The sequence below is a fragment of the Flavihumibacter sp. CACIAM 22H1 genome (assembly GCF_001601815.1).
Lineage (GTDB): Bacteria > Bacteroidota > Bacteroidia > Chitinophagales > Chitinophagaceae > Flavihumibacter.
In genome coordinates this window covers 6,137-8,257 of the sequence record NZ_LUKG01000081.1, presented here as the reverse complement: position 1 = coordinate 8,257, position 2,121 = coordinate 6,137, and the positions used below count along the sequence as shown (strand labels likewise).

Annotated in this window: 3 protein-coding genes; 1 reads left to right on the top strand and 2 read right to left on the bottom strand. The window is 45.6% G+C overall.

Features of this window, described 5'->3' with window-relative positions; translation table 11 throughout:
• Positions 1–855, bottom strand: an 855-nt coding sequence (gene lpxB, locus A1D16_RS17785) for a lipid-A-disaccharide synthase (protein WP_290711995.1), incomplete at its 3' end; no start/stop codon positions are given.
• A 1-nt stretch (position 856) separates the two neighbouring features.
• Complete coding sequence (locus tag A1D16_RS21780; protein WP_366207009.1) at positions 857–1,027, bottom strand: DUF6728 family protein; 171 nt, start codon at positions 1,025–1,027, stop codon at positions 857–859.
• Between the two features lie 118 nt (positions 1,028–1,145).
• On the opposite strand from A1D16_RS21780, the gene A1D16_RS17780 reads away from it, so the two are divergent.
• The coding region (locus A1D16_RS17780) for an OprD family outer membrane porin (RefSeq protein ID WP_290711993.1) at positions 1,146–2,121 on the top strand (976 nt) is incomplete at its 3' end.

Below are 2,121 nucleotides of genomic sequence, written 5' to 3'. Positions count from 1 at the left end.
GGCAATCAGGTAAGAGATTTTATTGCCTTTATAACAAACCACTTCCGGCACGCCAAAAAGGGCTGTTTCAAGCGTTGCGGTACCGGAGGTAACCAACGCAGCTTCCGCCTGCATTAATACTTCGTAGGTTGCATTGGTGGTAGTACTTACATTCGGATAGGCAGCCAGCAAGGGTGCATAAAATTCATCGCTTACTCCCGGTGCTTTGGCCACTACAAAATTATAGGTAGGGAAAAACCGGCTGGTTTCCAGCATTACGGGTAACTTTTTGAGAATTTCCTGCTTACGGCTTCCGGGTAATAAAGCAATAAGCCTTGCATTACGGGGAATGGATGCATGCTGTTCCTTAAACCGGCTGATGACCTCTGCCAGCGGATGCCCCACATAGGTTACCGGGTAATTCCATTTTTTATAAAAATCTAATTCAAAGGGCAGGATCACCAACATTTTATCAATGGATTCCTTAATGGTTTTAACCCTGTTCTCCTTCCAGGCCCAAACCTGGGGTGATATATAATAAACCGTTTTAAACCCTTCTCTTTTTGCCCAGGATGCAACACGCAGGTTAAAACCCGGGTAATCAATAAAAATCAGCAGATCTGGCTGAAACCGGCGGATATCCTGTTTGCAAAAATCAAGGTTCCGTAAAATCGTACGCAGGTTGGCAACAACTTCTACAAAACCCATAAAAGCCAGGTCTGCATAATGTTTAACCAAATTGGCACCGGCTGCTTTCATCAGGTCACCTCCCCAGCAGCGTATGTCGGCTGCCGGATCGCGCTTTTTCAACTCCCTGATCAGATTGCTTCCGTGCAGATCGCCGCTGGCCTCACCTGCAATGATGTAATACTTCATCCTATTTTTTTAGAATCACCAACTTGATGAACAGAAAAATCAAGGCAGCAAGGAACATAAAAATTGAAATCCGGTTGATACCGTGCATATAGCTCATCCACTTGGTTTGTGGAGCCGTAGGATCTTTTTTCCGGATGTATAAATATTCGGCAATTTGTCGGAGTATGCCCATCTGAATTTTCCTGTTTTAACAAAATTACCCCTTTTTTGTTCCTGCTGCTTTACCGTCAGTGATTGTTATCACAAATTTTCCCCCGCTTAATAAGCAGTTTTGTGCTTCAGTTGAGCAAATGAACCGAATTCTCTTACTTTTTCTAGTATTCCCCCTTCCTGGCCTATTAGCAGCACAGGACCTTCCCCAACCTGCCGTAACAGCCGACACCGTATCGTTGCTGTATGCTTTAAAAAAAGGAAGCATCCAGGGCCATGCCCGTTTATTCAGCATGGCAACAGATAATACAGGCGCGTTATCAGATTATGCCGCTACTGCTATTGGCGGAGGTATACGCTATAAATCGGCAGGTTTCCATGGATTTTCGATTGGTTTGGGAGGCTATTTTATCTATAAGCTGGCTTCCTCCGATCTTAGTAAACCCGATCCGCTGACAAATGCTGCCAACCGCTACGAAATTGGATTATTTGATATTCAGCAGGCGAAGAATAAAAGTGACATGAACCGGCTCGAGGAATTATTCCTGCAGTATCAACACCAATCACTCACTGTTACCGTAGGAAAACAATTACCCGAAATGCCCTTTATCAACCAACAGGATGGCAGAATGCGGGCAACCGGAATAGACGGACTGCTACTAAAATGGAAAACCGGTAAAACAGGCAGCCTGCAGGCCGCTTATCTCTGGCAGATCTCGCCCCGCAGTACGGTTCGCTGGTTTTCGATCGGTGAATCGATTGGTGTTTATCCTATGGGGCAAACCGTTTCCGGCAAACCGGGAGATTATCAGCATAACCTGCAAAGCAAAGGGGTGCTGATCACGGGCTGGGAACAAAAAATCAAAAAAGCGCTTACCCTCCAGCTTTGGAATCAGTTTACGGAAAATATATTTAATACGGCTTTGTTACAGACCGATCTCCGCCTGCCCCTGCAACCACAAACGGCTTTTACCGCAGGGTTTCAATTAATCAGGCAGGATGCGCTCCACGATGGCGGAAATCTGGACCCTGCTAAAACCTATTTTGAAAAAGGGGGTAAATCATGGGTATTGGGTGGCAGTGCCGGTATGGATTACCATAACTGGAATGCTTCCT

Bases quoted from the DNA above. Each gene is read 5' to 3' on its own strand.
- A1D16_RS21780 (WP_366207009.1), bottom strand. From the start codon at position 1,027: ATGGGCATACTCCGACAAATTGCCGAATATTTATACATCCGGAAAAAA.